This is a genomic window from Paractinoplanes durhamensis (assembly GCF_016862175.1).
Classification (GTDB): domain Bacteria; phylum Actinomycetota; class Actinomycetes; order Mycobacteriales; family Micromonosporaceae; genus Actinoplanes; species Actinoplanes durhamensis.
The window spans coordinates 128,930-151,651 of the sequence record NZ_BOML01000034.1 but is presented as its reverse complement, the minus strand read 5'-3'; the positions used below and the strand labels follow the sequence as shown (position 1 = coordinate 151,651).

Annotated in this window: 27 protein-coding genes and 2 tRNA genes; 17 read left to right on the top strand and 12 right to left on the bottom strand. The window is 69.0% G+C overall.

All coding sequences use genetic code 11. The features are described from left to right. The first annotated feature begins 465 nt into the window (after positions 1-465). Positions 466-681 (top strand): hypothetical protein, encoded by a 216-nt coding sequence (locus Adu01nite_RS21330; protein ID WP_203728670.1) that lies wholly within the window; start codon positions 466-468, stop codon positions 679-681. 121 nt (positions 682-802) lie between these two features. Here the strand turns inward: Adu01nite_RS21330 and Adu01nite_RS21325 are convergent, their stop codons facing one another. The 6 genes from Adu01nite_RS21325 to Adu01nite_RS21300 all read right to left on the bottom strand — a co-directional run bounded on the left by Adu01nite_RS21325 (position 803) and on the right by Adu01nite_RS21300 (position 6,159). After that, positions 803-1,600, bottom strand: coding sequence for a carbon-nitrogen hydrolase family protein (locus Adu01nite_RS21325; protein WP_203728669.1), 798 nt, complete (start codon positions 1,598-1,600; stop codon positions 803-805). Between the two features lie 77 nt (positions 1,601-1,677). Then, the gene (gene clpX / locus Adu01nite_RS21320) at positions 1,678-2,970 is read right to left on the bottom strand and encodes an ATP-dependent Clp protease ATP-binding subunit ClpX (protein WP_203728668.1); all 1,293 of its coding nucleotides are present in this window, start codon (positions 2,968-2,970) and stop codon (positions 1,678-1,680) included. A gap of 212 nt (positions 2,971-3,182) precedes the next feature. Continuing rightward, positions 3,183-3,848, bottom strand: coding sequence for an ATP-dependent Clp protease proteolytic subunit (locus Adu01nite_RS21315; protein WP_203728667.1), 666 nt, complete (start codon positions 3,846-3,848; stop codon positions 3,183-3,185). An 11-nt stretch (positions 3,849-3,859) separates the two neighbouring features. After that, positions 3,860-4,492 (bottom strand): ClpP family protease, encoded by a 633-nt coding sequence (locus Adu01nite_RS21310; RefSeq protein WP_203728666.1) that lies wholly within the window; start codon positions 4,490-4,492, stop codon positions 3,860-3,862. 206 nt (positions 4,493-4,698) lie between these two features. Then, positions 4,699-6,048, bottom strand: a complete 1,350-nt coding sequence (gene tig / locus Adu01nite_RS21305; RefSeq protein WP_203728665.1) for a trigger factor — start codon at positions 6,046-6,048, stop codon at positions 4,699-4,701. Between the two features lie 37 nt (positions 6,049-6,085). Then, positions 6,086-6,159: transfer RNA gene (locus Adu01nite_RS21300), tRNA-Pro, on the bottom strand. Positions 6,160-6,291: 132 nt separating this feature from the next. Between Adu01nite_RS21300 and Adu01nite_RS21295 the strand changes: the two genes are divergently transcribed. After that, positions 6,292-6,365 (top strand) — tRNA-Gly (locus Adu01nite_RS21295). Positions 6,366-6,447: 82 nt separating this feature from the next. Here Adu01nite_RS21295 and Adu01nite_RS21290 read toward each other — a convergent pair. Next, positions 6,448-7,158: an MFS transporter gene (locus Adu01nite_RS21290; protein WP_369076827.1), complete on the bottom strand. Its 711-nt coding sequence runs from the start codon at positions 7,156-7,158 to the stop codon at positions 6,448-6,450. A 267-nt stretch (positions 7,159-7,425) separates the two neighbouring features. Here Adu01nite_RS21290 and Adu01nite_RS21285 point away from each other — a divergent pair, with 267 nt between their 5' ends. Further along, complete coding sequence (locus Adu01nite_RS21285) at positions 7,426-8,292, top strand: alpha/beta hydrolase (protein ID WP_203728663.1); 867 nt, start codon at positions 7,426-7,428, stop codon at positions 8,290-8,292. 42 nt (positions 8,293-8,334) lie between these two features. Here the strand turns inward: Adu01nite_RS21285 and Adu01nite_RS21280 are convergent, their stop codons facing one another. Continuing rightward, positions 8,335-8,724 (bottom strand): TetR family transcriptional regulator C-terminal domain-containing protein, encoded by a 390-nt coding sequence (locus Adu01nite_RS21280; RefSeq protein WP_203728662.1) that lies wholly within the window; start codon positions 8,722-8,724, stop codon positions 8,335-8,337. Between the two features lie 65 nt (positions 8,725-8,789). Here Adu01nite_RS21280 and Adu01nite_RS21275 point away from each other — a divergent pair, with 65 nt between their 5' ends. Beyond that, entirely contained in the window at positions 8,790-10,466 is a 1,677-nt protein-coding gene (locus Adu01nite_RS21275; protein ID WP_203728661.1) for a CocE/NonD family hydrolase, read from the top strand. A gap of 40 nt (positions 10,467-10,506) precedes the next feature. On the opposite strand, the gene Adu01nite_RS21270 is transcribed toward Adu01nite_RS21275, so the two are convergent. Further along, positions 10,507-11,109, bottom strand: a complete 603-nt coding sequence (locus tag Adu01nite_RS21270) for a DUF4304 domain-containing protein (protein ID WP_203728660.1) — start codon at positions 11,107-11,109, stop codon at positions 10,507-10,509. 96 nt (positions 11,110-11,205) lie between these two features. Continuing rightward, positions 11,206-11,952: a helix-turn-helix domain-containing protein gene (locus tag Adu01nite_RS21265; protein WP_203728659.1), complete on the bottom strand. Its 747-nt coding sequence runs from the start codon at positions 11,950-11,952 to the stop codon at positions 11,206-11,208. A gap of 73 nt (positions 11,953-12,025) precedes the next feature. Here Adu01nite_RS21265 and Adu01nite_RS21260 point away from each other — a divergent pair, with 73 nt between their 5' ends. The 11 genes from Adu01nite_RS21260 (at position 12,026) to Adu01nite_RS21215 (ending at position 19,668) form a co-directional block, all read left to right on the top strand. Further along, the gene (locus Adu01nite_RS21260) at positions 12,026-12,535 is read left to right on the top strand and encodes a hypothetical protein (protein ID WP_203728658.1); all 510 of its coding nucleotides are present in this window, start codon (positions 12,026-12,028) and stop codon (positions 12,533-12,535) included. A gap of 276 nt (positions 12,536-12,811) precedes the next feature. After that, positions 12,812-13,183: a LapA family protein gene (locus Adu01nite_RS21255; protein ID WP_203728657.1), complete on the top strand. Its 372-nt coding sequence runs from the start codon at positions 12,812-12,814 to the stop codon at positions 13,181-13,183. A 47-nt stretch (positions 13,184-13,230) separates the two neighbouring features. After that, positions 13,231-13,551: an ArsR/SmtB family transcription factor gene (locus Adu01nite_RS21250; protein ID WP_203728656.1), complete on the top strand. Its 321-nt coding sequence runs from the start codon at positions 13,231-13,233 to the stop codon at positions 13,549-13,551. After that, the gene (locus Adu01nite_RS21245; protein ID WP_203728655.1) at positions 13,548-14,057 is read left to right on the top strand and encodes an SRPBCC domain-containing protein; all 510 of its coding nucleotides are present in this window, start codon (positions 13,548-13,550) and stop codon (positions 14,055-14,057) included. The genes Adu01nite_RS21250 and Adu01nite_RS21245 overlap by 4 nt, the downstream gene beginning before the upstream one ends. Before the next feature lie 54 nt (positions 14,058-14,111). Then, a complete protein-coding gene (locus Adu01nite_RS48520) occupies positions 14,112-14,234 on the top strand; it encodes a hypothetical protein (protein WP_275414680.1) in 123 nt (40 codons plus the stop codon). Positions 14,235-14,265: 31 nt separating this feature from the next. Beyond that, on the top strand, positions 14,266-14,901 hold the full coding sequence (locus Adu01nite_RS21240) for a GntR family transcriptional regulator (protein WP_203728654.1): 636 nt from the start codon (positions 14,266-14,268) through the stop codon (positions 14,899-14,901). A 61-nt stretch (positions 14,902-14,962) separates the two neighbouring features. Further along, complete coding sequence (gene atzF / locus Adu01nite_RS21235; RefSeq protein WP_239132587.1) at positions 14,963-16,201, top strand: allophanate hydrolase; 1,239 nt, start codon at positions 14,963-14,965, stop codon at positions 16,199-16,201. After that, complete coding sequence (biuH, locus tag Adu01nite_RS21230; protein WP_203728653.1) at positions 16,201-16,929, top strand: biuret amidohydrolase; 729 nt, start codon at positions 16,201-16,203, stop codon at positions 16,927-16,929. The genes atzF and biuH overlap by 1 nt, the downstream gene beginning before the upstream one ends. 14 nt (positions 16,930-16,943) lie before the next feature. Then, on the top strand, positions 16,944-17,609 hold the full coding sequence (locus Adu01nite_RS21225) for a cysteine hydrolase family protein (protein WP_203728652.1): 666 nt from the start codon (positions 16,944-16,946) through the stop codon (positions 17,607-17,609). Positions 17,610-17,613: 4 nt separating this feature from the next. Beyond that, on the top strand, positions 17,614-19,230 hold the full coding sequence (locus tag Adu01nite_RS21220; RefSeq protein ID WP_203728651.1) for a SulP family inorganic anion transporter: 1,617 nt from the start codon (positions 17,614-17,616) through the stop codon (positions 19,228-19,230). 57 nt (positions 19,231-19,287) lie between these two features. Next, positions 19,288-19,668 carry an AtzH-like domain-containing protein gene (locus tag Adu01nite_RS21215; protein ID WP_203728650.1) on the top strand — a complete coding sequence of 127 codons (381 nt, stop codon included), beginning with the start codon at positions 19,288-19,290 and terminating at the stop codon, positions 19,666-19,668. Here Adu01nite_RS21215 and Adu01nite_RS21210 read toward each other — a convergent pair. Continuing rightward, on the bottom strand, positions 19,661-20,239 hold the full coding sequence (locus Adu01nite_RS21210; protein WP_203728649.1) for a DNA-directed RNA polymerase II: 579 nt from the start codon (positions 20,237-20,239) through the stop codon (positions 19,661-19,663). The genes Adu01nite_RS21215 and Adu01nite_RS21210 overlap by 8 nt on opposite strands. Positions 20,240-20,330: 91 nt before the next feature. On the opposite strand from Adu01nite_RS21210, the gene Adu01nite_RS21205 reads away from it, so the two are divergent. Both Adu01nite_RS21205 and Adu01nite_RS49150 read left to right on the top strand, forming a co-directional pair. Continuing rightward, positions 20,331-21,554 carry a GNAT family N-acetyltransferase gene (locus tag Adu01nite_RS21205; protein ID WP_203728648.1) on the top strand — a complete coding sequence of 408 codons (1,224 nt, stop codon included), beginning with the start codon at positions 20,331-20,333 and terminating at the stop codon, positions 21,552-21,554. Between the two features lie 30 nt (positions 21,555-21,584). After that, complete coding sequence (locus tag Adu01nite_RS49150) at positions 21,585-22,067, top strand: hypothetical protein (RefSeq protein ID WP_203728647.1); 483 nt, start codon at positions 21,585-21,587, stop codon at positions 22,065-22,067. Positions 22,068-22,239: 172 nt separating this feature from the next. Here Adu01nite_RS49150 and Adu01nite_RS21195 read toward each other — a convergent pair whose 3' ends face one another. Next, complete coding sequence (locus tag Adu01nite_RS21195) at positions 22,240-22,710, bottom strand: ribose-5-phosphate isomerase (RefSeq protein ID WP_203728646.1); 471 nt, start codon at positions 22,708-22,710, stop codon at positions 22,240-22,242. Positions 22,711-22,722: the final 12 nt, after the last annotated feature.

Here is a 22,722-nt window from a genome sequence, read left to right as displayed (position 1 = left end):
TCCCGCCCTCGGGGCAACCGCTCAAACTTACCTAGTCGACTTCGTCGGCGCAAGATCCGAGATCTTGCTGACATCGCCCAATGTTTTCCTCACAAAACGCACCCGCTTTTAGGCGGGTAGTTCGTAGAGGTGGCCCAGTAGGACCGGCCGACGATCGCGTCTTAGGCGATCAGTCCGCCCGGCTCCCTGCGGGCTTCGTAACTCTACCCGGTCAACCTCGTTGGCGCAAATCCTCGTTTCCGTGGATCTCGAACCAACATCGCCCGGTGCGTTGGCAAGCTTAGCGCGTGCCTCTGCGGTCCGACGAATCCCCCTCCGGCCCGTCACTTTCGTGTCGTTCCGTCCGGGTTTCCCTCGGGCAGAGAGAAAGTTACGGGATCACCTACCGCTCATGCAAATCGACCCCCATGCCCGTCTGTCTCACGAGGCCCCGTGCAAGGTCGTCCGCCGTGACAGAGTGGGCACATGGGTGAATCCCCGACGCTTGCTGCCGACGCACTGCTCGATCTCGTCTTCCCCGTGTGGCAGTTCGTGATCGGCGTACTTGTGCTGGTCACCGTGGTCGTGTCGGTGTCCCGCCTGATCCGCCGCGGCCCGTCCCGGATGGGCGGAGCGATGCTGCTGGCCGGCGGCGCCGCGATCGGCGTAGCGGTGATCGGCTATCTCGTGCAGCTGCTGTGACCCGCACTACCCCACCGCTGAGCGCCTGAGGGCCGGCGGTTCGGCGAGGCTCGTCAACGCCCAGACACGACAGTCCACGGAGCTCAACAGCTGACCGTCGACTGCCCGGAGTGGGCGCTGATCAGAGGCGGCGGTTGGCGAGGCTGGGTAGTTCGCTCCGGATCAGTTCCAGGCGCGCCAGGTCCAGGTCGGCGGTGGCGATGCCGACGGTGTCGGGCGCCTGGGCCAGCACCGTGCCCCACGGGTCGATGATCATGCTGCGGCCGAAGCAGGTGCGGCCGGGGTCGTGGTCGCCGATCTGGCCTGCGGCCACCACGTAGCACTGGTTCTCGATCGCCCGGGCCCGCAGCAGGACCTCCCAGTGGTCGCGGCCCGTGTGCAGCATGAAGGCGGCGGGCACCGCCAGGATCCGCGCCTCGCCCTGCACGGCCAGTCGCCGGTAGAGCTCGGGGAAGCGCAGGTCGTAGCAGATCGACAGGCCGGTTCGGACGCCCGCTACGTCGGCGACCACGGTTTCCTCGCCGGGCGCCACCGAGCGCGACTCCTGATAGGAGACCCGGCCGGCGATCTCCACGTCGTACAGGTGGATCTTGCGGTAGGTCGCGGTCAGCTCGCCTTGCGGCGAAAAGATCAGGGACGTGTTGTACGTACGGTGCTCGTCGGGGCCGGACTCGTGGAACGAACCGGCATGCACCCACAGACCGAGCTCCCGGGCGGCCGTGCCGAAGAACGCGGCGAACTCGCCGTCGATGCCCTCCGGTTTCGGCGCACCGGCGGCCGGGCCCAGATAGTCGACGTACTCCGGGAGAACCGCCAGCTCGGCGCCGGCGGCGGCCGCCCGCTCGAGCATGTCCCGGGCCACGGCGAGGTTCTGATCGCGATTTTCCCGGGAGTTGACCTGACAGACGGCAACGCGCATAGGTCGAAGCCTACGGCCACGGGAGGCGCCGGTGTAGGGGCACGAAAGCGGGGGCTGTTACGCCCCCGCCACGGCGATCAGGCCGACTTCTCCTCGCGGTCCGGGCGACGGCGTCGGCCGACGAACTCCCGGGGCACGATTGTCGGGTTCACGTTTTCCAGGACGACCTCGCGGTTGATGACCACCCGCGCTGCGTCCGGGTTGCTGGGCACCTCGTACATCACGGAGAGCAGGACCTCTTCCATGATCGCCCGTAGACCGCGAGCGCCGGTGCCACGCAACATCGCTTGGTCGGCGATGGCCTCGAGCGCGCCGAAGTCGAACTCGAGCTCGACACCGTCCAGCTCGAAGAGCCGTTGGTACTGCTTCACGTACGCGTTGCGGGGCTCGGTGAGGATCTTGATGAGCGCCTCACGGTCGAGGTTGCGCACCGTGGTGATCACCGGGAGCCGGCCGATGAACTCGGGGATCAGGCCGAACTTCAGCATGTCCTCCGGCATCACCCGGCTGAAGATGTCGTCGGTGTTCCGCTCCGAGACCGAGCGCAGGTGCGCACCGAAGCCGACCCCGCCGTGACCGACCCGCGACTCGATGATCCGGTCCAGGCCGGCGAAGGCGCCGCCGACGATGAACAGAACGTTCGTCGTGTCGATCTGGATGAACTCCTGGTGCGGGTGCTTACGGCCGCCCTGCGGCGGAACGTTCGCGACCGTACCCTCGAGGATCTTCAGCAAGGCCTGCTGGACACCCTCGCCGGAGACGTCCCGGGTGATCGACGGGTTCTCGCTCTTGCGAGCGATCTTGTCGACCTCGTCGATGTAGATGATGCCCTGCTCGGCGCGCTTGACGTCGTAGTCGGCCGCCTGGATCAGCTTGAGCAGGATGTTTTCCACATCCTCGCCCACGTAGCCGGCCTCGGTCAGGGCAGTAGCGTCGGCGATCGCGAACGGCACGTTGAGCATGCGGGCCAGCGTCTGCGCCAGGTGGGTCTTACCGCAGCCGGTGGGGCCGATGAGCATGATGTTGGACTTGGCCACCTCGACGTCGCTGCCCCCACCGGGGGCGCCGCTCGACTCGGCCTGGATCCGCTTGTAGTGGTTGTAGACCGCTACTGAGAGTGCCTTCTTGGCCTGTTCCTGCCCGACAACGTAGTTGTCGAGGAAGGCGCAGATCTCCATCGGCTTGGGAAGCTCTTCCCACTTCACCTCGCCGGTTTCGGCCAACTCTTCTTCGATGATCTCATTGCAGAGGTCAATGCACTCATCGCAGATGTAGACACCTGGGCCCGCGATGAGCTTTTTGACCTGCTTCTGGGACTTCCCACAGAAGGAGCACTTCAGTAGGTCGCCGCCGTCGCCGATCCGTGCCACCTACGTTCTCCTTGAGCTCATCGGCCGGCTTACGCCGACACGGTGTCCGAGGACTGAGCGCCTCGTTGCCATCTCATCGTCTGCCGAACCGCGTAACTGAGGCTGCATGCTCGACGTTACCCGCAAAGGGGCACTTCTCCGACCCCCCAAAACGGGCGTGTCAGGGGTCGGCCAGTTTAGCTTGCTCCGGCCGGCCCCTGACACCGCGCTTCTCAGCTGCCGGCGCCGACGGACTGCAGCGTCTTCTTCCGGCTGGCCAGCACGGTGTCGACGATGCCGTATTCCTTGGCCTCGGCCGCGGTCATGATCTTGTCGCGGTCGATGTCCTTGCGAACCTTCTCGACCGGCTGCTTGGAGTGGTGAGCGATCATCTCCTCCAGCTGCGAACGCATCCGGAGGATCTCGCGGGCCTGGATCTCGATGTCCGAGCCCTGACCGTAACCGCCCTCAGTCGCCGGCTGGTGGATCAGCACGCGGGAGTGCGGCAGAGCCAGGCGCTTGCCCGGGGTGCCGCCTGCGAGCAGCACAGCGGCCGCGCTGGCGGCCTGGCCGAGGCAGACCGTCGAGATGTCCGGCCGGACGTACTGCATGGTGTCGTAGATCGCCGTCATGGCCGTGAACGAGCCACCGGGCGAGTTGATGTACATCGTGATGTCGCGGTCCGGGTCGGAGCTCTCCAGCGTCAGCAGCTGGGCCATCACGTCGTTGGCCGACGCGTCGTCCACCTGGACGCCGAGGAAGATGATCCGGTCCTCGAACATCTTGTTGTACGGGTTGGTCTCCTTCATCATCCCGTTCGACGAGCGCTCGACGAACGACGGAAGGACGTAGCGGTTGTGCACCGGAGCGAACCCGGGAGGCATCGTCAGGTCAGTCATAGTTCAGCTCCTCAGTTCAGCGTTCCGGCGCCCTCAGGCACCTCGGTGGCCGTGGTGATCACCTTGTCGATGAAGCCGTAGTCCTTGGCCTCCTGCGCGGTGAACCAGCGGTCCCGGTCGAAGTCCTCGGCGATCTGCTCCTGGGTCTGGCCCGTGTGGTGCGAGATCCGCTCTTGGAACATGCGCTTCGTGTACAGCATCTGCTCCGCCTGGATGGCGATGTCGGCGGCGGTGCCGCCCATGCCGCCGGACGGCTGGTGCATCATGATCCGCGCGTGCGGCAGCGCGAAGCGCTTGCCCGGCGCGCCGGCGCACAGCAGGAACTGCCCCATCGAGGCAGCCATGCCCATCGCGACCGTCTGCACGTCGTTGTCGATGAACTGCATGGTGTCGTAGATCGCCATGCCGGAATAGACCGAGCCACCCGGCGAATTGATCCAGAGATTGATGTCCCGCTGGGGGTCCTCGGCGGAAAGCAGCAGCAACTGCGCGCAGATCCGGTTGGCCACCGCGTCGGTCACCTCGCTGCCGAGGAAAATGATCCGTTCACGCAGCAGCCGGTTGAAGACCGAGTCGTCGAGGTTGCCACTGAGGGTGTCGCCCCCGCGCAGCACAGGGCTCGCAGGGATGTGGAGATCGGTCATGGCAGCCCTTCACAGCTGACTGTGTCGGCCGAACTTCCGGCCGGCAGGTTGTCCGTCGTACGACCAAACTAACCGGTCGAATGCGCATCAGCTTCCCGCTCGGGCAGGTGTTCGCTGACAGCGCACGCGCTCACGGCGTACCCCCGAAATGGCAGCGGCCGCCGCCCAAGCGCAAGCGAAGGGTGGCGGCCGCTCAGGCACTCAGCTCAGTGGTTGTGACCGGCGTGCTCATCCTCGCTGGCGGCCCGGAGGTCGTCGAGGGTGAGCGTGTTGCCTTCCGAGTCCTTCATCGTGACCTGCTCCATCACCGAGGCGAGCGCCTTGCCGCGGCGCACGTCGCCGAACACGGCGGCCGCCGCACCCGACTGGACGAGCTGGTCGTAGTACTGCTGGGGCTGCATCTGGGCGCGCTGGGCCCGGTGCACGATCTCGTGCCCGAACTCGTCGTCGGAGACCTGGACGTCCTCGGCGTCGGCGACCGTGTCGAGCAGCAGCTGGATGCGGACGCCCTCCTCGGCGGCCTCGGTCAGCTCCTGGTCGATCTGCTCCTCGGTCTTGTCCTCCGAGGTCAGGTAGTCCTGCAGGGTGGCGCCGATGCGCTCGAGCTGGTCGGTCATGGCCTGCTTGCGGCCCTCGACCTCGTCCTTGACGACGCCCTCGGGCGCCGGGATCTCGGCCGCCTCGACGAGCTGCTTGAGGGCCTCGTCGCGAGCCGCGTAGATCTGCTCGACCTTCTTGACCTTGGTCAGCCGCTCGCGCAGGTCGCCGCGCAGCTCGTCGAGGGTGTCGAACTCGCTCGCCAGCTGGGCGAACTCGTCGTCGATCTCGGGCAGCTGCTTGTCCTTGACGCTGCGCACGGTCACCTTGACGTCGGCCTCGCGGCCGGCGAAGTCGCCGCCCACCAGCTCGGTGGTGAACTCCGCGTCGGCGCCGGCCACCAGGCCGACCAGCACCTCGTCGAGGCCCGGGAGCAGCTGCTTGCTGCCGACCTCGTGGGAGATGTTGGTGGCCGAGCCGCCCGGCACCTCTTCGCCGTCGACCGTGGCGTTCAGGTCGAGCTGGACGTAGTCGCCCTCCTCGGCCGGCCGGTCGACGGTCTTCAGGGTGGCGAAGCGCTCGCGCAGGCCCTTGATCTGCTCGTCGATCTCCTCGTCGCCGATCTCGACGGCCGGGACGGTCACCGAGATGGTGGACAGGTCCGGGACGGTGATCTCGGGACGGACGTCCACCTCGGCGGTGAACTTGAGGGGCTCGTTGTCGGAAAACTCGGTGATCTCGACCTCGGGGCGGCCGAGCGTCTTCACGTCGTGCTCACGGACCGCGGCGAGGATCTGCTGCGGGATCGCTTCCTGAACGGCCTCGTTGAGGACCGCGCCGCGGCCGACACGCTGGTCGATGACCGCGGTCGGAATCTTGCCGCGGCGGAAGCCCGGCACCTGCACCTGCGCGCCGATCTCCCGGTACGCCTTCTGCAGGCTCGGCTTGAGCTCCTCGAACGGCACCTCGATGGCGAGCTTCACCCGGGTCGGGCTCAGAGTCTCGACGGTGCTCTTCACAGGCGTACTCCTTGTTGCTGCGGAATTTTGATATCAGTCGGGGTGGCGGGATTTGAACCCACGGCCCCTCGCTCCCAAAGCGAGTGCGCTACCAAGCTGCGCCACACCCCGTGGCGGTGGCCAGTGTATGCGGTCCGCTTTGTCACGCGTGCGCTGGACTCCACCTGACGGGCAATCCGGTTCGCGCGACCCGGAGGCCGTTGCGTAGGATGTGCGGGCGTCCCCGGTTCAGGCCGGGGCTGCGCGGGCGTAGCTCAATGGTAGAGCCTCAGTCTTCCAAACTGATTACGCGAGTTCGATTCTCGTCGCCCGCTCCACGTTCGTGCAGCTCAGCGCAAGAGGTAGGCGTTGTAGCGGACCGTGTCCGGGAAGCGGAACGCGGTGGCCACGGCAACGGACTCAGCGCACCCCACGGATCGGAAGGATGAACAGCGCGCTGACGACCGCCGCGATCGCGGCCGCGGCGAAGAGCACCACGAAGTTTTGGGTGGCGAGGAAGATCGTCGTGCCGACCGTCGCCTGATCGACGTGCTGCACGTCGATCAGGTAGAAGGCCTGGTAGGCGTTCACCGCGGCGACGCCGAAGAAGATGAACAGCCGGCTGGCCCAGGCGAGTCCGAAGCTCGGGTACCGCCGCGGGTTGACCCAGAAGGTGCCGAGGGACTCGCGCAGCACGAACGCCGGGCGCTCCTGCGGGCTCAGCCGGCGGTCCTTGAGTACGAAGGTGAGCAGCAGCAGGGCGACCACGGCGACGCCGGCCGGCAGCAGGATCATCGCGGCCAGGTGCTCCTGGACCAGCTGGGCCAGGAAGAGGCCGAGGACCGCCCCGATCGGGCTGCCCGGGCCGACCATGCTCGACGGTGTGCCCCGGCGCGCCGGTTCGAACTGGTCCGGCACGATCGCCGAGGTGGCGACCATGGCGGCGACCGATCCGGTGCTTACCACGATGCAGGAGAGGGTCAGCACCGAGCCGGCGGCGATCAGCACGGCGGCGGCCAGCAGGAACGGCCGGCGCCGGCCGAGCCGCGAGGTGCTCCGGTCACTCAACCGCCCGATCAGCGGGAACGCAGCGAGTGAGGTCAGGCCGCCGACGGCGACCACGATGGACAGGATGGTGGTGGCCCGCTGCGGGTCGATCTGATCGGCCTTGAGGGCGAGCGTGAGGATGGCGTCGGAGAGCAGGGCGCCCGCAGCCGAACGCGTAGTGGTTGAGCGATACCTCGCGGACGGTGGCTCACGGTAGGAGTTAAAAAAAAAACCTAAGGCACAAGGTTTCTGGTTTTACGCTCGCCGGATCATCCGGCGGCCCCAAAACCTTGCGTTCATGGTTTTCGGGGATAACCTGACCGTCTCCCGCACGCCGAACAAGGAGTCGCAGTGCAGCTTGACGAAATCGACCTCGAAGCCGCCGGCCACACCTTCCGCCTGCGGACCTACCAACCGGCGGAGCCGCACGGCCCGGTCCTGGTCTGGATGCACGGCGGCGCGTTCATGTTCGGCGACCTCGACATGCCCGAGGCCGACCAGGTCGCCCGCCAACTGTGCGAACGGGGCGTCGCCGTGGTGTCGGTCGACTACACGCTCGCGCCGCTCGACGCGCTGCCGGCGCTGCTGCCGGCCGACGGCGCCGGCCCCGACCTGCCGCCGCCACCACTGTCACCGGCACCGCGGGCCCGGTTCCCCGTCGCCTCGCTGCAGATCGCCGCCGCCTTCGACTGGGCCACCGGCAACGCGAAGAACCTCGGCGGCGACCCGCAGCGGGTCTCGGTCGGCGGAGCCAGCGCCGGCGCGAACCTGGCGGCGAGCGCCGGCATGCGGTTGCGCGACCGCGGCACCGACCGGCCGGCCTCGCTCGCGCTCGTCTACCCGGTCCTGCACAACGAGGTCCCGGCGGTCAACGACGAACTCGCCGCGCTGCTGGCCCCCCTGCCACCGTTCCTGACCTTCCCACCCGCATCGATGGCCGCCATCAACCACAACTACGCCGGTGAATCCGTGACCGATCCGTACGTCTACCCCGCCGGTCATGACCTGCGCGGCCTGCCGGCAACGTTGATCATCAACGCGGAAGCGGACCGGTTGCGCATGTCGGGCGAGGCCTTCGCCGCCGAACTGGCGCTCGCGGGCGTCGACACCACTGTCATTCGCGAGCGCGGCACCGGGCACGGATACCTCAACGAGACGGGCAGCCTTGCCGCCGATCGTACGATCGAGCGTCTCTTCGCCTGGCTCACCGCCGCCTGATCGCCGGCCGGAGTGACGAAGTCAGAACCGGGCGCCGCCACCTCAGGCGGACATCAGCGTCCGATCCATCTCGCCGGACAGGTCGACGTGCCGCCCCGATCGCAGAATCCTCGGCGCGAGGCGTTCCAAGTGATTTCTGATCAGCCCGATCAGGTCGATCCGGCCGCCGGTGAGCACCCACTGCAACTGCAGACCGTCGGCCACCGCGACGCACTCCCGCGCGATCGCTTCGTAGTCGAGGTCGGCATGCAGGAACCCGGCCGTCGAGCTGCGCTGAAAAGCGGCGGTCAACGCCGCCACGACCCGCGCATATCTGGCCACGTACAGATCGTGCGCCACGCCGGCCGGATCGGCCGCCTCCGCGGCGACCAGGATCTGTTCCCGGCGCGCTCGCCCGACCGAGTAGCTGCCGCGAGGCCCGCGTCCCGCCATCGGCACACTGTAGCCGAGGCCTCCGCCCGGCAACCTTCCCGAACCCCGAGCTTCACGGAGGTCTCATGAGCACGCTCCGCCAGCGCTTCTCGCGATGGCTGCAGTCGCAGACCATCAAGGGACTCAAGCCCGGCCCGTACGACGTGGCCGTCCAGCAGGACCTACGGGTCCCCATGGACGACGGTGTCGAACTGCTCGCCGACCTGCTCACCCCGATCGGCGAGAGCGACCCGCGGCTGCCGACGATCGTGATGCGCAGCCCCTACGGCCGGCGCGGTCCGGGTACCGGTCAGGCAAAGGCGCTGGTCCGGGAAGGGTTCACGGTACTGATCCAGAGCTGTCGGGGCACCTGGGGCTCCCCGGGAGTGTTCCGGCCGCAGGTCGACGATCAGCGCGACGGCATCGCCACCCACCGCTGGGTGCGTAAGCAGCCGTGGTGCACCGGCAGCGTGGCCACGTTCGGGCAGAGCTACCTGGGTTACACCCAGTGGGCGGTGGCCGGGGAGCTGCAGCGTGCGGACCCGCAGAACGCGCCGGAAGCACTTTGCCTGATCACCACGATGCCCGACTTCGGCGCGATCACCTGGGACAACGCGGCGTTCTCGCTGCGCAACGCGCTGGGCTGGTCGCAGATGATGGACCGGATGGGCCGGCGCGACCTGCTCCCGCTGATGCTCGGCATGCTGCGGCCCGACCCCAAGCTCAAGAAGGGTTTCGACGTGCTCCCGCTCAGCGGCGGCGACACCGTCGCGGCCGGCCACCCGGTGGCCTGGTATCAGGACTGGGTCTCCCATGAGCGGCTCACCGACGAGTTCTGGACCCAGCAGTCGCACACCGCCTCGGTTCCCGAGGTGATCGCGCCGGTCTACATGGTCACCGGCTGGTACGACATCTTCCTGCCCTGGCAGCTCGACAACTACGCGCAGCTCGGCGCGGCCGGGCGACCGCCGCGGCTGACCCTCGGCCCGTGGGGACACACGTCCCGGGGCATGGGCGGCCCTGCCGTCGGCGAGAGCATCGCCTTCCTCAAGGAGCATTTCCTGGGCGAGAAGAGCGACCGGGTCGCGCCCGTCCGGGCCTACCTGACCGGCGCAGAGCGTTGGCAGGACCTCGCGTCCTGGCCGCCGGCCGGGGTCGCCGTGGAGTCCTGGAACGTGCACGCGTCGGGCCGGCTGGCACCGGAGCCGGCCGACGACGGGGTGACCAGCTACGTCTACGACCCCGCCGATCCCACGCCGGCGATCGGCGGCCCGAGCCTGCAGCCGAACTCCGGCCCGGTGGACAACGCCGAGCACGAGACGCGCGCCGACGTGGTCGTGTTCCGCAGCGAACCGCTCGCCGCGGCCACCACCATCGCCGGCGTGCCGGTGGCCCGGATCCGGTTCCGGTCGTCGCAGCCCAGCGCCGACCTTTTCGTGCGGATCTGCGACGTGCACCCGGACGGACGGTCGATGACGGTCTGCGACGGCATCCGCCGGATCGGCAGCATCGCCACCACCGGCACCGATCCCCAGCCGGACGCCGACGGGTTCCGCGAGATCGAGGTACGGCTGTGGCCGGCCTTCCATCGGTTCGCGCCCGGCCACCGGATCGGCCTGCAGATCAGCTCGGGCGCCCACCCGCGCTACGCACGCAACCCAGGTTCGGGCGAGCCGGCCGCCACGGCGGTGACCACCCACGCCGCGACCCAGCAGATCTCGCACGGCCCATCCCGTATCGACCTACCGCGCTGGACGGCGTGACAACTGCGACGTCGACCGTGGCGGCACCCCCGACGTCGCGTCAGAGGCGACCGGCGATCCAGTCGACGAACTCGGTGTCGTCGGATTCGCGGTCGACCTCGGCGACGTCCGCGCGGGCCGTCTCGGCGTCGCCGGCGTCGGCGGCCAGGACCGCTCGCACGGCCAGCCGGTTGCAGAAGCCGGGGACGGGGGCGCCGTCGCGCAGGATGGCGAGCAGCTTCGCCCGGTCGAGCAGCGGCAGGTACTCCGGCAGCGATGAGCGGACGGCGGCCGCCGCGGCCGCGCCGACGCGGTCGACGTCGTCCTGATCCGCCACGAAGGTGTCCGCGGACCACTGGGGATTCTCGTCGCTGCGGATCCGGTCCTGCACGGTGCCGTCGGTGGCCACCGATTTGGCGGTGTCGACCGGGCCGTGATCGCCGCTGAGCCAGCCCAGCCACGGCTGGGAGAGAACCGCGATGTTGAGGAAGAAGCGAGCCTCGTCGCGCCGCGAGCCCGAGGCGGTCTGCACCTCGATGAGCAGGGCGTCGCCGTTGTCGGCCACCCTGCGGAAGGTGCGGCCCTTCCGGACGAAGCCCTCGGCCTGCAGCGCAGGGGCCAGGTGATTGCGGACGATCTGGTCGATGACGGTCGCGCCGGGCACGCGGACAAGTTACACGGGCCGGCGCCACCCGAGGCGGCACCGGCCCGTGCGGATCAACTGGGCCTCAACCCGGCCGACGCCATCCGCGCGCTGAACTCACCGTTTCCGCAGCTCACGGGCGAGATCGGCCGGGGTGCGGCCGGTCTCGAGACGGATCATGCGGGTCATGTGGGGCTGGTCGGCGAAGCCCGTTCGGATCGCCAGGTCGGCCAGCTCCGGCCGGTCGGGGAGCTCGTCCAGGGCCGCCCGGACGCGTAGCCGGCGACGGTAGGTGCTCAGCGTGCCACCGGTCGCCCGGCGGAACATGCGCGACAGGTGCCACGGGGACCAGCCGACGGCGGCGGCCAGTGATGACAGGTCGCGCGCCGGGTCGGTGTGCAGCATCGTGCGGACGTCCTCGATCGCCGCGGGCGGCGGTGGCCGGTCGGGGGCCGGCGGGAGCAGCGCCTCGATCAGGTCGGCGGTCAGGTCGGGGCGATCGGCGGTGGCCGCGGCCAGCATGCGGCGGTGGATCAGGTCGGCGGCCGGGGAGACGTGCACGCGGGCGCCGGCGTGGGCGAAACGGTCGGCCAGGTCGGCGGCGATGGCGATCGACGTGCAGACGTCGGCACCCCGGGGGTGGGCGATGCGCTGAGACTCCCCCGGGCGCTGCAGGTAGCCGGTGGTCACGTCGGCGACCGCGGCACGGCCGTCGGCGCTGCGCACGAAGACGCCGCGGCGGACCAGGACCAGGGATGCGCCGGTCACCTGCTCCTCGGCGCTCCACCGGGCCTGCTCGCCGGGACAGTGGACGGCTGCCGCGCGGGCGAAGGGCGTCTCCACCAGGACGCTGTTGTCGAGCACGCAGCCACCGTAAGCGGCGGGTACGACAAGAGCGTTCAAGACCGGGGGCGGGGGCGGGCCGGACGCTGGCGGCATGACTTTCGCTGAGGAACTTGTCGCGGATGGGCCCTGGGCGGGGCACGAGCAGGAGATGGATCTCTACGGGCGGCTGGTGGGCACCTGGGACGTCACCAACCACTACTTCGTCGAGGATCGCGGTGCGTGGGTCAACGGGACGGTGGTGTGGACGTTCGGCTGGGTGCTGGCCGGGCACACCGTGCAGGACGTCATGTGGTTCACCATGCCGAGGGCGGACGGCTATCCGGAGCGGATCACCGGCAGCACCGTGCGGCACTACGACCCGGCCACCAAGAGCTGGAACGTCGTCTGGTTCTCGGGGCGCGGGACGATCTTCGCGCTCACCGGGCGCGCGGGGGACGACGGGGACATCTTCCAGGACGGGACCGATCCGGCGGGGCGGCCGATCCGGTGGCTGTTCACCGACGTCACCGCGGACAGTTTTCGCTGGCTGGGCCAGGTGTCCGACGATCACGGCGCGACCTGGCGGCAATCTCAGGAGATGCTCGCCCGGCGTCGCAAATGAGCTGAGGACTGAGTAGGCAATTTGGGGCACAGCGCCGGGCCGCCACCCGGCGCTGTGCCGTCTCAACACCGACGAAGAGGAAGAACTCCGACGCCGGGGAGTATCTGGCGCCCCCTGGCTGCGGGGGCGGGCCGGCGGATCTGGGAGCACTTCCAATCTTGAAAGTTTCCAATAATCCGGCAGCCAACGTAACGCTCATCTTCGATGCGCGTCTATTAGCGGGTCCTTAAATCTGACCTGGGATTAGCAAGTCGTCACACAGGGCAATCAGTGAGCATGACGCTGTCCCCCGAAGATCGGCCGGAGCGGGAACTACCGCCCCCGCCGCCCGCCGCGCCCGAAGACCCGCCGGCCACGGACAGCGGGACGGACGCCGAGGAAGCGCCGGGCCGCCATCGACAGCCGTTCACCCGGACCCGGGCCGCCTGGGCGGGAGTATGGGCCGGGATCGCTGTGGTGATCTTGCTGATCATCTTCATCGGGCAGAACACGGCTCCGGTCCAGATCCACTTCCTGTGGCTGGACGGACAGATCCCGACGGCATTGGCGCTGCTCATCGCCGGCGTGGGTGGCGCGATCATCGCGCTGGCCGCCGGCGCCGCACGCATCCTCCAGCTTCGCCGCATGATGCGGCGCGACCACCGGTAGAGTTCGCCGCCTTGACATGTGACCTTTTGGTCTCATAACTTTACGTCATGGAAGACGACGACCGGGTGTTCAAGGCGCTGGCCGATCCGAGTCGCCGGTTCCTGCTCGATCTGCTCTTCGAGCGGGACGGGCGCACCCTCACCGAGCTGGAGTCCGAGCTCGCCATGACGCGTTTCGGCGTCGCCAAGCACCTCAAGGTGCTCGAGGAGGCGGGTCTCGTCGTTCCGCGCCGGTCCGGCCGGGAAAAGCTGCACTTCCTCAACCCGGTCCCGATCCGGCTGATCCATGACCGCTGGATCGACAAATACACCGAGCACCACGTCACGACCCTCATCGATCTCAAAAACGCGCTGGAGGATGAGCAATGAGCGAGACAACTCAGGTCTACCGGGTCTGGATCAAGGCGACGCCGGAGCGGATCTGGGCGGCGATCACCGACCCGGAGTGGAACTCTCGGTATGCGTACCAGTCGCCCGGTTACTACGAGTTGCACAAGGGCGGCTCGTTCCGGAACGCGGCGACCGACGAGATGAGGGAGGTCGGCAAAGCGAACGGGTTCGAGGTGCCGGACACGATCATCGACGGCGAGGTGCTCGAGGCCGATCCGCCGCGACGCCTGGTGCAGACGTGGCGGATGCTGATGGACCCGACCACGGCGGCCGAGCCCTTCACGACGCTCACCTACGAGATCGAAGAAGCGAAGATGCAGCCGGGCGTTTACAAGCTGACCGTCACGCACGAGCTGACCGGCGCACCGGCCACCGCGGCGATGGTCGCCGGCACCGAGGACAGCGGGGCCGGTGGTGGCTGGGCGTGGATCCTCAGCGACCTGAAGACGCTGGTGGAGACCGGGAAGAATCTCGTCGAGCGGTGAAAAGTGCCGGTCCGGCCCTCCTCCAACGGCGGGCCGGGCCGGTACTGTCCGCGGATGACCTGGCTCTGGTACCTACTCATCGTGATCGGCGCCGCCATGATCGTGATGGCGTTCTGGCCGGGCAAGGGCAAGAAGAAGGATGCGCCCGCCGACGAGAACGAGGAAGGCCTCGGTTAGCGATTTCGAGCGGGCTGGCACACTACCAAGGGTGAGCGACGAAGAGCTGGAGACGTACAGCCTCGTCGAGCTTGCCGTCGACCGGCTGCGACGCGACATCCTGAGCGGACGAAGCGATCCCGGCGAACGTCTCGTCGAGGAACAACTGACCCGCCGCCTGGGCATCAGCCGGGCTCCGCTGCGCGAGGCCATGCGGCTTCTCGCCCAGCAGGGGCTGGTCGAGCACATCCCGCGCCGGGGCGCCCGGGTGGCGACCCTCTCCGACGAGGACGTCCGCGAGCTCTACGAGGTCCGCGACGTGCTGGAGCGGCACGCCGTCGCGTCCATCCCGGCCGCCCCCGACCTGACCGGGTTGCGGGCCGCCCTCGAGGTGATGCGCAAGGCGACCGAGACCGACGACCGCCTGGAGCTGGCGAACGCGCACCGCCGGTTCCACGTTGAGGTGGTGCGGCTGAGCGGCAACCGTCAGCTGGCCGGGTTGTACGAGTCGATCCTGGTGCGGATCCAGCTCTACATGGCGGTCAACATGCGGCGCGAGGCGGAGGTCGCCCGGGCCGAGGACGGCGTGCACCGGCACGAGCGGCTGTTCACGGCCGTCGAGCGGGGCGACGTCGGCGGCATCGTGACCGCGCTGAACGAGCACGGCGCGCGGGCCTACCTGACGTAGCGAAACGGCAGCGTTACAAACCGAGGCTTTTGCCGAAACAGGATTGTCGACAATCGACGATGTGGACGCACACGAGGTCGTCGAGAAGACGCTCGCCCGGCTGGGCGACGGCGAGGGTGTCTGGATCAGCACCTTCACCGCCGCTGAGCTGCACGCCCGCGCGGCCGAGATCGACCCGGACCTCCCGCTGGCCGGGGTTCCGTTCGCGGTCAAGGACAACATCGACGTCGCCGGACTGCCCACCACGGCCGCCTGCCCGGACTTCGCCTACCGGCCGGAGCGCAACGCGCCGGTCGTCCAGCGACTGATCGACGCCGGCGCGATCGCGGTCGGCAAGACCAACCTCGACCAGTTCGCCACCGGGCTGACCGGGGCACGCTCGCCGTACGGATCGCCGGAGAGCGTCTTCGGCGGCGGGCTGATCGCCGGCGGGTCCAGCTCCGGGTCGGCGGTCGCGGTGGCCAACGGATCGGTCGCCTTCGCGCTCGGCACCGACACCGCCGGATCCGGGCGGGTGCCGGCCGCGCTCAACGGGATCGTCGGGATCAAGCCGACCCGCGGCCTGCTCAGCACCCTCGGCGTGGTGCCGGCCTGCCGGTCGCTCGACTGCGTCTCGATCTTCGCCCCCGACCTGGCGATGGCCGACCGGGTGCTGCGAGTCGCGACGGGCACGGAACCGGACGATCCCTGGTCCCGGAGCGGACGACGCCCGCTGATCGGGTCGCCGCGGGTAGGCGTACCGGAAACCCTGGATTTTTTTGGTGATGCCGGGCAGGAAAAGGCCTTCGCTCGGTTCGCCGGCGACGTCACCGTCGACATCGGACCGCTGCTGGAAGCCGGTGACCTGCTCTATCGCGGTCCGTGGGTGGCCGAGCGACTGGCCGACCTCGACGAGTTCCTGACGAACAATCCCGACTCGGTCCTGCCGATCACCAAGAAGATCCTCCAGGCCGGGTACGCGTTCAGCGCGGCCGACGCCTTCCGCGCCCAGCACCGCCTGCAGGAGCTTCGCCGGCAGGCGGACGAGATCTGGCAGAAGGCGGACGTGCTGGTCCTGCCGACGATCGGGACGACCTACACGCACGCCGAGATCGCCGCCGATCCGATCGGCCGGAACCTCAACCTGGGCCGGTACACGCAGTTCGCGAATCTCCTCGACATGGCCGCGGTGACCGTGCCGAACGGGTTCACCGCCGACGGCCGGCCCGCCTCGCTGACCCTCTTCGGGCCGGCGTTCAGCGACGAGACCCTGATCCGCCACGCCCAGACCTTGCACGCCGAAACGAGAGGAGCGAACTGATGACCGCGATGATCGGGCCGGTCACGGCCAATCCGTACCGGTGGCCCTACGACGGGTCGGTCCCCGTGTCGAAGACCGCGTTGATCTGCATCGACTGGCAGGTCGACTTCTGCGGCAAGGGCGGTTACGTCGACTCGATGGGTTACGACATCGAGCTGACCCGGGCCGGGTTGCCGGCCACCGCGAAGCTGCTCGACCACGTCCGTGGCCTGGGCATGCTCGTCATCCACACCCGCGAGGGGCACGACCCGGACCTGTCCGACCTGCCGCCGAACAAGCGGTGGCGGTCGGCGCAGATCGGGGCCGAGATCGGTGCGGACGGGCCGTGCGGCCGGATCCTGGTCCGCGGCGAGCCGGGCTGGGAGATCGTCCCCGAGGTCGCCCCGGTGGCCGGCGAGGTCATCGTCGACAAGCCGGGCAAGGGCGCCTTCTACGCCACCAACCTCGACCTGGTGCTGCGTACGCACGGCATCACGCACATCATCCTCACCGGCATCACGACGGACGTCTGCGTCCACACCACCATGCGGGAGGCCAATGACCGCGGTTACGAGTGCCTGATCCTCAGCGACTGCACGGGGGCCACCGATCCGTCCAACCACACCGCCGCACTGCACATGGTGACCATGCAGGGCGGCGTCTTCGGTTGCGTCTCCACATCGGACGACGTGATCGCGGCTACCTCGGAGCCATCCAACCGCCCCGCCCACCACCCTCAAGCAGACTGAAGGCGGTCCCTGATATGCCTGCCGTCGACGCCCAACCAGGGCCCTTCTCCTTCGATCTCGACAGCACCGCGCTGGTCGTGATCGACATGCAGCGCGATTTCCTTCTGCCCGGTGGCTTCGGCGAGAGCCTGGGCAACGACGTTTCTCAGCTCCGTCGCACAATCGAGCCGCTCGCCGCGTTGATGGCGGCCTGGCGTGCCGCGGGCCTGCCCCTCATCCACACGCGCGAGGGCCACAAACCCGATTTGTCCGACTGCCCGCCGGCGAAGCTCAACCGCGGCGCACCCAGCATGCGCATCGGCGACCCCGGAACCTTCGGTCGCATCCTGATCCAGGGCGAATACGGCCACGACATCGTCGACGAGTTGCAGCCCATCGAGGGCGAGACGGTGATCGACAAACCGGGCAAGGGTGCGTTCTACGCAACCGAATTGTCCGACATTCTGGAAAAAGACGGTATCAAGTCACTGGTCGTCACGGGGGTCACGACCGAGGTCTGTGTGCACACCACGGTCCGGGAAGCGAACGACCGCGGTTACGAGTGCCTCGTACTCGCGGATTGTGTCGGCTCCTACTTCCCCGAGTTTCAGCAGGTCGGCCTCAAGATGATCGCCGCCCAGGGCGGCATCTTCGGTTGGGTCGCCGAATCCCCCTCAGTGATCGCTGCCATTCAGGAGTAGAGATATGACCGCATCCACCGCCACACCGGCGGCCAAGCTCCCCTATTGGGTTCGCGGAGACACCAACGCCTTCTTCGGCTTCGGCGTCAACGTGCTGGTCAACGTCCTCACCCTCACCGGGCTCTGCATCGGCGTCATCAAGATGCCGGCCGGCGACGTCTTCGGCGTCATCCTCCCGGCGCTCGGCATCGCCCTGGTCGCCGGCAACATCTACTACACGTACCTGGCGCGGCGGCTGGCCGCCAAGGAGAACCGCAGCGACGTCACGGCCATGCCGTACGGTCCGAGCGTCCCGCACATGTTCATCGTGATCTTCGTGATCATGCTGCCGATCTACCTGACCACCAAGGACCCGATCCGGGCCTGGACGGCGGGTATCGCGTGGGCGTTCATCATCGGCGTCATCGTGCTGATCGGGGCGTTCGTCGGCCCGTACATCCGCAAATACGCGCCGAAGGCGGCGTTGCTCGGCACCCTGGCCGGCATCTCGATCACCTTCATCTCGATGAACCCGGCCGGCAACATGTGGAAGGCCGCGTGGATCGCGCTGCCGGTCTTCGGCCTGCTGCTGATCGGCCTGCTGACCGACATCAAACTGCCCTTCAACATCCCGATCGGCCTGGTCGCACTGCTGGTCGGCACGGCGATCGGCTGGATCGGCGGCGCGATGAGCGTGCCGGACGTGACCGCCGCCGCCAAGGACATCGCGTTCGCCTTCCCGCACCTCAAGTTCGACCTGCTGATCGACGGCCTCAAGGACATGGCTCCGCTGCTGGCCACCGCCATCCCGCTCGGCGTCTACAACTTCACCGAGGCGATGACCAACGTGGAGAGTGCGGCCACCGCGGGCGACCGCTTCAACCTGCGCAGCGTGCTGCTGGCCGACGGCGCCGGCGCGGTCATCGGCTCCTGCCTCGGCTCGCCGTTCCCGCCGGCCGTCTACGTCGGCCACCCCGGCTGGAAGGCCGCGGGCGGCCGCACCGGCTACTCGATGGCGACCGGCATCGTGATCGCCCTGCTCTGCTTCTTCGGGATGTTCGGCCTGCTCGGCACAATCTTCCCGACCGCCGCGATCGTGCCGATCCTGCTCTACATCGGCCTGTTGATCGGCGCGCAAGCGTTCCAGGCGACCCCGCGGGCACACGCCGCCGCGGTGGTGGCGGCCCTCATCCCGAACATCGCGCAGTGGGCGACCGGGCAGATGGACAACACGCTGGCCGCGGCCGGCACCACCGCCGCGCAGGTCGGCACGGACGCTCTCACCGGCGCCGGCGTCGTCTACGACGGTCTCAAGACGCTCGGCGAAGGCGCCATCCTGGCCGGTCTGGTGCTGGGCGCGATCGTCGTGTTCATCATCGACAAGCGGTTCTGGCACGCGGCGATCGGTGCGGGTGTGGGCGCGGTGCTCACCTTCGTCGGCCTGATCCATGCCGAGAAGGTGCAGTGGAACGCCGACGGGCAGGTCACCCTGGGGTACCTGTTCCTCGCCGCGATCTGCGTACTCTTCGCCCTCACCAAGCCGACGCCGCGGGTTCCCGAGGCGGACGAGCACCTGCTCCTCGAGGGCAACGAGTTCACCGAGGCGCCCGAGGGCGGTGTCCCGGTCCCGGTCAAGGCCTGACCCCTGTGGCGGCCCGGCTCAGGCGGGCCGGGCCGCCCCCAACCGAAGGGATCCAGCGTGGAGATCGATCGACCGGACGTCATCGCCGAGGTCGGCGCCGCCTTCGAGGCCTACGAACACGCCCTCGTGATCAACGACGTCGACGCCATCCTCAGCTTCTTCGCCCCGCGCGCACTCCGCTACGGCATCGCCGACCAGCAGGCCGGCCTCGAGGAACAGGCTCGGTGGCGGCGTGCGCAGGGCGCGCTGCCGCCGGGCCGTCGCCTCAAGGACACCGAAATTCGTGCGTACGGCGTGAGCACCGCGACGGTCACCACACTGTTCGGCTATCCGGGCAGCGACGTGCTCGGCCGCCAGTCACAGACCTGGATCCGGCTGCCCGACGGCTGGCGCATCGTGCACGCACACGTCTCCGAACCGGCCGGCGGCCTCAGCTGAGCTGGCCGGTCACCCAGTGCACCGCGGTCATGACCCACTGGGTCTGCTGCAGGTCGGCGACCCCGACACCGGCCAGGAACAGCGCGGTGACCAGGTGCGAACCGCGGGCGGTGCGGCGCTGCCGGCCCAACGAGCGCTCCAGCACGTAATAGCCGACGACGCGGGCCAGGCAGAACACGCCGACCGCGACGGCCAGGGTGACCGCGAACACGATCAGCGGGGTGCCGTAGTCACCACCGCCGGACAGCGCCCAGATGCCCCAGCAGACGAACGCGAACAGCACCGCGGCGCTGGTCCACTCGCTGCCGCGGCGCAGCTCGCTCCAGCGCCAGCTCATCGGCCGGTGCCCGGCCGGCGCGTCGGCTCCCGGCCAGCCGATGCCGGTCGGCTCGTGCTCCGAATACTGCCGTGTCTGGTCGACCCGCGGGTTGACCTGTGCCCGGCCCCGGCTGAACGGGGATGTGTCGGGTGGTGGTGGAGTTACCGGCCCCGGTGCCGTCGGCTGGTCGGCCCACGGATCCTGCGGCGGCATGTCGAGCGTCCGCTCAGACCACTGCGGTTGCTCCGGCATCAGTCCCCCTCTTCATTCCGGCCCCCACAACGAGAGTAGCGAGCCAACAAATCATTCGCCGCCGCGCGTTCAGTCCGTTACACAGATGCACATGGACGATTCCGTGCGCCTGCGTCAGGCCACCGCCGACGATCACCCCGCGATCGTCGGTATCGAGAGCTATGTCTTCCACCACGATTTCGACGACGAGGCCCGCGAACTCGACCGCCGCCTCTTCGAGCCGGAGCGGTCCCTGGTCGCCGACGACAACGGCACGGTCGTCGGCCACACCACGGCGCTGACCCGCGATCTCACCGTACCGGGCTCGGTCATTCCGGCCGCGCACGTAACCGGGGTCGGCGTGCTGCCCACCCACCGCCGCCGCGGTCTGCTCACCGCCATGATGCACCGGCAGCTCAGCGAGCTCGCCGAGGCCGGTCGCGAGCCGATCGCGGTGCTCTGGGCCAGCGAGACCACGATCTACCCGCGCTTCGGCTACGGCCCGGCGGCGACCCGGCTCCAGCTCAACGCGATGACCCGGGAGGTGCGCATCACCTCCGCGGTGCCGCCGCCGGACGGCCGGTTGCGCCTCATCGAGCCCGCCGAGGCCGTTGACGAGCTCAAGACGGTCTACGAACGGGTCCGCCCCGGCCGGGTCGGCTGGTCGAGTCGCCCCGGCCCCTGGTGGGACCGCCGGCTCTTCGACCCGTCCGCCTGGCGCGACGGCGCCACCACCCGCAAGGGCGTGCTCTTCGAGGGTCCCGACGGTCCCGAGGGGTACGCGTTCTGGCGGGTCAAGGACGGCTGGGACGACTACGGTCCGAACGCGCAGGTCCGGGTCACCGAGATCGTCGCCGACGACCCCGGGGTCTACACCGCGCTCTGGCGCTTCCTGTTCGGCATCGACCTCGCCCGCAGCGCCTCCTACGACTTCGCCGCGCTCGACGAGCCGCTGCAATACCTGGTCGACGAGCCCCGCCGGCTCGGCCGCGGTTACAGCGACGCCCTCTGGATCCGGATCGTCGACCTGCCGGCCGCGCTGGAGGCCCGCCGCTACCTGACCCCGTTCGACGTGGTGCTCGAGGTCACCGACCCGCTGATCACCGCCAACAACGGCCGCTGGCGGCTGACCGCCGCCGCCGACAAGGCCACCTGCGTGCGCACCACCGACCCGGCCGACCTGACCCTCTCGGTGAACGAGGTGGGCGCCGTCTACCTCGGCGGCACCACGCTGGGCGCGCTGGCCGCGGCCGGCCGGGTGCAGCGGCTGACCGACAACTTCCCGGCCGGTGCGTTCGGCTGGGATCGGCAGCCGAATCCCATCGAGGTGTTCTGAGTTGTCCGCCGCGGCGGTACCGTCGGCGACATGGCCGAGCCCGAACGCCGACGCCGCCGCGTGCGTCCCTCCTCGTCGTCTGCCCAGGCGCCCACCACGCCTGCCCCCGACGACCCGGCCACCGTCCCGCCCGAGGGGGACGGCAGCGCCGCGACAAATCCGGTAGCCGACCCCGAGCCGGCACCGGCACCGTCGACCCCGGCCACCGCGAATGTCCGGCCGGCCGAGCCCTCGCGCCCGGCCGAGCCTTCCCGCCCGGCTTACCCGCGCCGGCCTTCGGGCGGGCCGCCGGGTGGCAACGGCTCCCCCGCCCCGGCCGGTGACGATCGCGAGACCGAGCGCGGCCTGCGCGGGCTTGTCGGATCCGGGTCGTCGCAGGTCAGCGTGGGCGCGGCACTACGTGCCCGGGACGCGGCCCGGATTTCCGACGCACACCTGGCCGACGCCGACCGCAACCTGGTCATCGTCCGCCGCAACTGGGTGCCCCGCGAGGACCTGCCCCGCAACCGCTGACGGCCTTCCGGCCGGGCGAGGCGGGGCAGGGCGAGGCGGGCGGAGCCCGCGAGCCTGAGTGACCACCGGGGCCGGGCCGGTAGCCGGGTGGTGGGCTTGCCGACCGCCCGGCTCTCCGTGCGCCACGGGACTCGTGCTACGTCGTACTCATATGTTGATCTTGAAGGTTGCCCTAGGACGGCAGGTCGGGGAGCTTTCGGGTCTGCTCCCACTCGGTGAGCTGGGCGATCCGGCGGGCGTGCCGCGGGTTTCCGGAGAACGGGGTGGCCAGGAAGGCCTCCACGAATGACGTGGCCTCGTCCAGGGTGTGCTCGCGGGCGCCGATGCTGATCACGTTGGCGTCGTTGTGCTGGCGGGCCAGCTGGGCGATCTCGGTGCGCCAGACCAGGGCGGCCCGGACGCCGTCGATCTTGTTGGCGGCGATCTGCTCGCCGTTGCCGGAACCGCCGATGACGATGCCCAGGCTGCCCTCGTCGGCCACCACCTTGGCGCCGGTGTGCAGGCAGAAGGCCGGGTAGTCGTCCTCCGGGTCGTAGACGTGCGGTCCCACGTCGACGACGTCGTGCCCCTGCTTGATCAGGTGGTTGACGAGGTGCATCTTCAGTTCGTAACCCGCATGGTCCGAACCCAGGTAGACACGCATATGGGCAGTCTG